General features: G+C 55.7%; 2 tRNA genes and 3 rRNA genes. All 5 read right to left on the reverse strand.

Annotation, left to right across the window (positions count from 1 at the left end):
• Positions 1 to 195: 195 nt before the first annotated feature.
• A 5S ribosomal RNA gene (rrf, locus tag H6G99_RS16180) occupies positions 196 to 312 on the reverse strand.
• A gap of 196 nt (positions 313 to 508) precedes the next feature.
• Positions 509 to 3,384 (reverse strand): 23S ribosomal RNA (locus tag H6G99_RS16185).
• 542 nt (positions 3,385 to 3,926) lie between these two features.
• Positions 3,927 to 3,999: transfer RNA gene (locus tag H6G99_RS16190), tRNA-Ala, on the reverse strand.
• Between the two features lie 9 nt (positions 4,000 to 4,008).
• Positions 4,009 to 4,082 (reverse strand) — tRNA-Ile (locus H6G99_RS16195).
• 320 nt (positions 4,083 to 4,402) lie between these two features.
• Positions 4,403 to 5,887: ribosomal RNA gene (locus H6G99_RS16200) — 16S ribosomal RNA — on the reverse strand.
• Together the 16S, 23S and 5S rRNA genes with 2 tRNA genes alongside form the textbook arrangement of a ribosomal RNA operon.
• Between the last annotated feature and the right edge of the window lie 714 nt (positions 5,888 to 6,601).

A 6,601-nucleotide genomic window follows, 5' to 3' on the forward strand; every position in this document is an offset into this window, starting at 1 on the left:
AAGGACGAAAGCGACGACGCCATGTCACGACAGAACCATCGGCAGGGGTTGGGGCTGCAGCATGCCTGCATCCTGCCCTCTCCCAGGCCCGGGGCCCATGCTCAGCCTCCGCCTGCAGCCACAAACTCGCCAACAGAAAAGCCACCCTCCTCGGGTGGCTTCTCCTCATTGCCCCCATGAGGGGACAGAAGTTTTACCTGGCATCGAGCTATTTTCGCAGGGGGCTACCCCCCAACTATCGTCGCCGCTGCTGCGTTTCACAACCGAGTTCGAGATGGATCGGTGTGGTTCCACAGCGCCATGGACACCAGGATAGGTCCCCCCTCTCACCACATCAGTCGCCTGTGTGATGATCAAAGGGTTGAACCCTGAAAACTGCATAGGTTAGAGACAACACGTCAGTACAAGACCTCCGCGCTCTCTCCTCTGGAAAAGTCGTCATTCCTTCCTGTCTCGCAAAGACTCCTCGCGAAAGGGCTTCACAAAACGGCAGGCTTAGAACCAGGTGTTGGTCAAGCCCTCGGTCTATTAGTACTCCTCCGCTTCACCGGTTACCCGGCTTCCACGTAGAGCCTATCAACGGGTGTTCTTCCCGTGACCTTACTGGCTAACGCCATGGGAATACTCATCTTGAGGTGGGCTTCCCACTTAGATGCTTTCAGCGGTTATCCTCTCCGCACATGGCTACCCAGCGTTTACCGTTGGCACGATAACTGGCACACCAGAGGTGCGTTCCTCCCGGTCCTCTCGTACTAGGGAGAAATCCTCTCAATATTCCTGCGCATGCACCGGATATGGACCGAACTGTCTCACGACGTTCTGAACCCAGCTCGCGTACCGCTTTAATGGGCGAACAGCCCAACCCTTGGGACCGACTTCAGCCCCAGGTTGCGATGAGCCGACATCGAGGTGCCAAACCTCCCCGTCGATGTGAACTCTTGGGGGAGATCAGCCTGTTATCCCTAGAGTAACTTTTATCCGTTGAGCGACGGCCCTTCCACTCAGAACCGTCGGATCACTAAAGCCGACTTTCGTCCCTGTTCGACTTGTAGGTCTCACAGTCAAGCTTGCTTCTGCTTTTACACTCGTCGGCTGATTTCCAACCAGCCTGAGCAAACCTTTGCGCGCCTCCGTTACCTTTTAGGAGGCGACCGCCCCAGTCAAACTGCCCACCTGATACTGTCCGGTCCCCGGATGACGGGTGACCGTTAGAACCCTAGCTCTGAAAGAGTGGTATCTCACCGTTGGCTCACCATCACCCACAAGCAATGGATCAAAGCCTCCCACCTATCCTGCGCATTCAGAGCCCGGGCACAATACCAAGCTACAGTAAAGCTTCATAGGGTCTTTCTGTCCGGGTGCACGTAGTCCGCATCTTCACAGACAATTCTATTTCGCCGAGCCTCTCTCCGAGACAGCGCCCAGATCGTTACGCCTTTCGTGCGGGTCGGAACTTACCCGACAAGGAATTTCGCTACCTTAGGACCGTTATAGTTACGGCCGCCGTTCACCGGGGCTTCAGTCGCCAGCTTCGCTTACGCTGACCAGCTTCCTTAACCTTCCGGCACTGGGCAGGCGTCAGCCCCCATACATCGTCTTGCGACTTAGCGGAGACCTGTGTTTTTGGTAAACAGTCGCCTGGGCCTCTTCACTGCGACCACCTTGCGGTGGCACCCCTTCTCCCGAAGTTACGGGGCCATTTTGCCGAGTTCCTTAGAGAGAGTTACCTCGCGCCCCTCGGTATTCTCTACCACCCCACCTGTGTCGGTTTCGGGTACAGGCCGTCATGCCTTAACGGGTATAGGGCTTTTCTTGGAAGCTTGACGTCACCCACTTCGCTGCCGTAGCAGCTCGTACTCACGCCTCAGCTCAAAGTGTTTTCGCCACTTCTCAACGCCTCGAACGCTTGAACCAGTAACCAACTTCTGGCTGGGCTAGCCTTCTCCGTCCCCCTTCCCAAAACATGACAGGTACAGGAATGTTGACCTGTTGTCCATCGACTACGCCTTTCGGCCTCGCCTTAGGTCCTGACTAACCCTCCGCGGACGAGCCTGCCGGAGGAACCCTTAGGGTTTCGGGGCATGGGATTCTCACCCATGTTTTCGCTACTCAAGCCGACATTCTCACTTCCATGAAGTCCACGCCCGCTTACGCTAACGCTTCGCCCCACATGGAACGCTCCCCTACCATTTAACAAGTTAAATCCGCAGCTTCGGTACAACGCTTAGCCCCGTTCATTTTCGGCGCAGGATCGCTCGACCAGTGAGCTATTACGCACTCCTTTGAGGATGGCTGCTTCTAGGCAAACCTCCTGGTTGTCTGGGCAATCCCACCTCCTTTATCACTGAGCGTTGATTTGGGGACCTTAGCTGGCGGTCTGGGCTGTTTCCCTTTCGACCATGGAGCTTATCCCCCACAGTCTGACTGCCTAGTTTCACACAGGGTATTCAGAGTTCGTCTCGATTTGGTACCGCTCTCGCAGCCCGCACCGAAACGGTGGCTTTACCCCCCTGCTATAGCACTAGACGCTACGCCTCAACGTATTTCGGGGAGAACCAGCTAGCTCCGGGTTCGATTGGCATTTCACCCCTAACCACAGCTCATCCGCTGATTTTTCAACATCAGTCGGTTCGGACCTCCACTTGGTATCACCCAAGCTTCATCCTGGCCATGGTTAGATCACCCGGGTTCGGGTCTATAAACACTGACCAACGCCCTATTCAGACTCGCTTTCGCTATGGCTCCACCATTTCCGGTTTAACCTGCCAGTGCCTATAAGTCGCCGGCTCATTCTTCAACAGGCACACGGTCATCCTATGAGTAGGACTCCCATTGCTTGTAAGCTCACGGTTTCATGTTCTATTTCACTCCCCTCCCGGGGTTCTTTTCACCTTTCCCTCGCGGTACTGTTTCGCTATCGGTCACACAGGAGTACTTAGCCTTACGAGGTGGTCCTCGCGGATTCACACGGAATTTCACGTGCTCCGTGCTACTCGGGATACAGCTAGGCCAGTTTCGCTTTCGCGTACGGGGCTTTCACCCTCTATGGCGCGCCTTTCAAACGCTTCCACTAACGTCCCTGGTCCACGTTGCTGTCCCACAACCCCGATGGTCGAAACCATCGGTTTAGGCTCTTCCCCGTTCGCTCGCCGCTACTTAGGGAGTCGTTTTTACTTTCCTTTCCTCCAGCTACTAAGATGTTTCAGTTCGCTGGGTTGGCTCGCGCCACCCTATGGATTCAGGTGGCCGTTCTAGGGGTTGCCCCATTCGGAGATTCCCGGATCAAAGCGTGTTTCCAGCTCCCCGAGACTTTTCGCAGGTAACCACGTCCTTCATCGCCTCTGTGTGCCAAGGTATCCACCGTGAGCCCTTTGTAGCTTGACCAATTAACACTCCCAACGTTCAGGGTTGTTGAGACCCATTCTCCTGCTTTCACCTTCTCTCGCTTTTCATGAAACAATTCACCGCTGCGGTTGCCCGTCGCGGTCTCTCGTCCCACTCAAACTCAAGCGGTTTGAAAGGCAGAATCTGACTCTTCCCTCCTCGGCGGAGCGAAAAGACGCTGGAAGCTCTCGGCTCTAAACTCAAGAATCTTCCCAGTCAGCCGTCTCCATCACCTGGGGTTACCAGGATCCGTCCACGTCCGTCTGGGCATCCATGAGATGCTTTCTTTTCCAGACTCACCTATGCAGTTGTCAAGGTTCTTTGCTGGCTACACTGACTCACCCACTCCCATGAACATGTAAGTAGGTGATCAGCGAGTCCAGCTTCCTTTCAACCACATCTGAACAAGGCATCACACATCGTGTGAGCTCATCCATCGGGAATGAAAGGAGGCTGGAGTCCTCAGCTGAACATGTCCGGTCACTTCACCCATCAGAATTCCTCCTGATGCAGCTTCATGTTGTGGTCTTAACCTAGCTGGATGGAGGTTAGCGGACTCGAACCGCTGACATCCTGCTTGCAAAGCAGGCGCTCTACCAACTGAGCTAAACCCCCAAACACGAATGGGCCATCCTGGACTTGAACCAGGGACCTCACCCTTATCAGGGGTGCGCTCTAACCACCTGAGCTAATGGCCCAGGAACAATCACTCTGACAGTGGTTCCTCCACACACCCTTGCTTCATCTCCCTGGCGGGATCCGAAACGTTGGATGTCTGGCAAAACCCTTGGTGGGGTGACCTAGACAAAGTTTAGGAACTGAAAACGAGTCCATCACAATATCCTCGGCCTTCTCCTTCCTGCTCTTGCGAGCTCTCTGGAGTCGTCCTTGGCTTTAATGGCTCACCTTGAGGTACCGATCGACCTTCGAGATGACAGGACCGTGGCCTGAGACAAATGTGCTTCCCAAACTTACGCTTGGTCGGCGCTCAGACATCACGATCAGTTGTGTCTCCCTGTTAGGAGGTGATCCAGCCGCACCTTCCGGTACGGCTACCTTGTTACGACTTCACCCCAGTCATCAGCCCCACCTTCGGCGTCCTCCTCCACAAGGGTTGGAGTAACGACTTCGGGCATGGCCAACTTCCATGGTGTGACGGGCGGTGTGTACAAGGCCCGGGAACGTATTCACCGCAGTATGCTGACCTGCGATTACTAGCGATTCCTCCTTCACGTAGGCGAGTTGCAGCCTACGATCTGAACTGAGCCACGGTTTATGGGATTAGCTAACTCTCGCGAGCTTGCAACCCTTTGTCCGTAGCATTGTAGTACGTGTGTAGCCCAGGATGTAAGGGGCATGATGACTTGACGTCATCCACACCTTCCTCCGGTTTATCACCGGCGGTCTCTCTAGAGTGCCCAACTGAATGCTGGCAACTAAAGACGTGGGTTGCGCTCGTTGCGGGACTTAACCCAACATCTCACGACACGAGCTGACGACAGCCATGCACCACCTGTCTCTGCGCTCCCGAAGGCACTCCCTCGTTTCCAAGGGATTCGCAGGATGTCAAACCCTGGTAAGGTTCTTCGCGTTGCATCGAATTAAACCACATACTCCACCGCTTGTGCGGGCCCCCGTCAATTCCTTTGAGTTTCACACTTGCGTGCGTACTCCCCAGGCGGAACACTTAACGCGTTAGCTACGACACCGAGGGGGTCGATTCCCCCGACACCTAGTGTTCATCGTTTACGGCCAGGACTACAGGGGTATCTAATCCCTTTCGCTCCCCTGGCTTTCGTCCATGAGCGTCAGTTATGGCCCAGCAGAGCGCCTTCGCCACTGGTGTTCTTCCCGATATCTACGCATTTCACCGCTACACCGGGAATTCCCTCTGCCCCTACCACACTCAAGCCTTGTAGTTTCCATCGCTGAAATGGAGTTAAGCTCCACGCTTTAACGACAGACTTACAAGGCCGCCTGCGGACGCTTTACGCCCAATAATTCCGGATAACGCTTGCCACTCCCGTATTACCGCGGCTGCTGGCACGGAATTAGCCGTGGCTTATTCCTCAAGTACCGTCATGTCTTCTTCCTTGAGAAAAGAGGTTTACAGCCCAGAGGCCTTCATCCCTCACGCGGCGTTGCTCCGTCAGGCTTTCGCCCATTGCGGAAAATTCCCCACTGCTGCCTCCCGTAGGAGTCTGGGCCGTGTCTCAGTCCCAGTGTGGCTGATCATCCTCTCAGACCAGCTACTGATCGTCGCCTTGGTGCGCCATTACCACACCAACTAGCTAATCAGACGCGGGCTCATCCTCAGGCGAAATTCATTTCACCTCTCGGCATATGGGGTATTAGCGGCCGTTTCCGGCCGTTATCCCCCTCCTGAGGGCAGATTCCCACGCGTTACTCACCCGTCCGCCACTAACCCGAAGGTTCGTTCGACTTGCATGTGTTAAGCACGCCGCCAGCGTTCATCCTGAGCCAGGATCAAACTCTCCGTTGTAGATCCAACCCTCTTGGTCCGCTTTCGCTTCCCTCAGCTGGATTTGCCTCGTGCCATCCCCGCAGACTGGCGTCTACGGCAACGTCTGGGCCACCAACGCTCTCGCGATGGGTTCAAAGAGTGCACTGGTCGCTTCCTGGTTCGCTCCCCTTTCAGGCAGCTCACCCCTCAACGCCCCGTGACTTTCCCGAATCTCAGATCCGGTTCGCAACCGGTCTCACAACCAAAGGGCCTTCCATCACACTCCGGCTCTCTCTTTCGAGATTGCTCGGTAGGATCGCTCCCATCGGATGGCGCCTCTCCTGGCCTTGCTGCGTCGTGAGAACGCACCTCGGCTCCTTGATCGCTTCGACCCGTCGCTTGTTTCTTTTGACGGGACCTCACACCTCCACCGCTCTTCGTCCGTTGCTTCCCCTCTCGGGAAATCCCTTCCCTCCGCGGTAGCGAAGGACACAGGCGCTTCCGGCGTAACCACCTACGGTCTCCCGCAACTGATCACTCCTTCCGCAGCAACCGACGCAGTGGAAGCGTCAGTTCCTAAACTTTTTTGGTTGTCCAGGTTCGACCGCTCCACCCCTTCCGGGGCTCTCGCGGCGCGTCGCCTCCCGGCGACTCAGAAAACTTACAACACCGTCGGCTCGCGCCTCTCGATCCCGTAAGCCTGCCCCCCGCTCGAGCTCTCGCTCTCTGGGGCGCAGTCCAAAATCATATCAC

Origin of the sequence: Synechococcus sp. FACHB-909, assembly GCF_014698945.1 — a bacterium.
Classification (GTDB): domain Bacteria; phylum Cyanobacteriota; class Cyanobacteriia; order PCC-6307; family Cyanobiaceae; genus Cyanobium.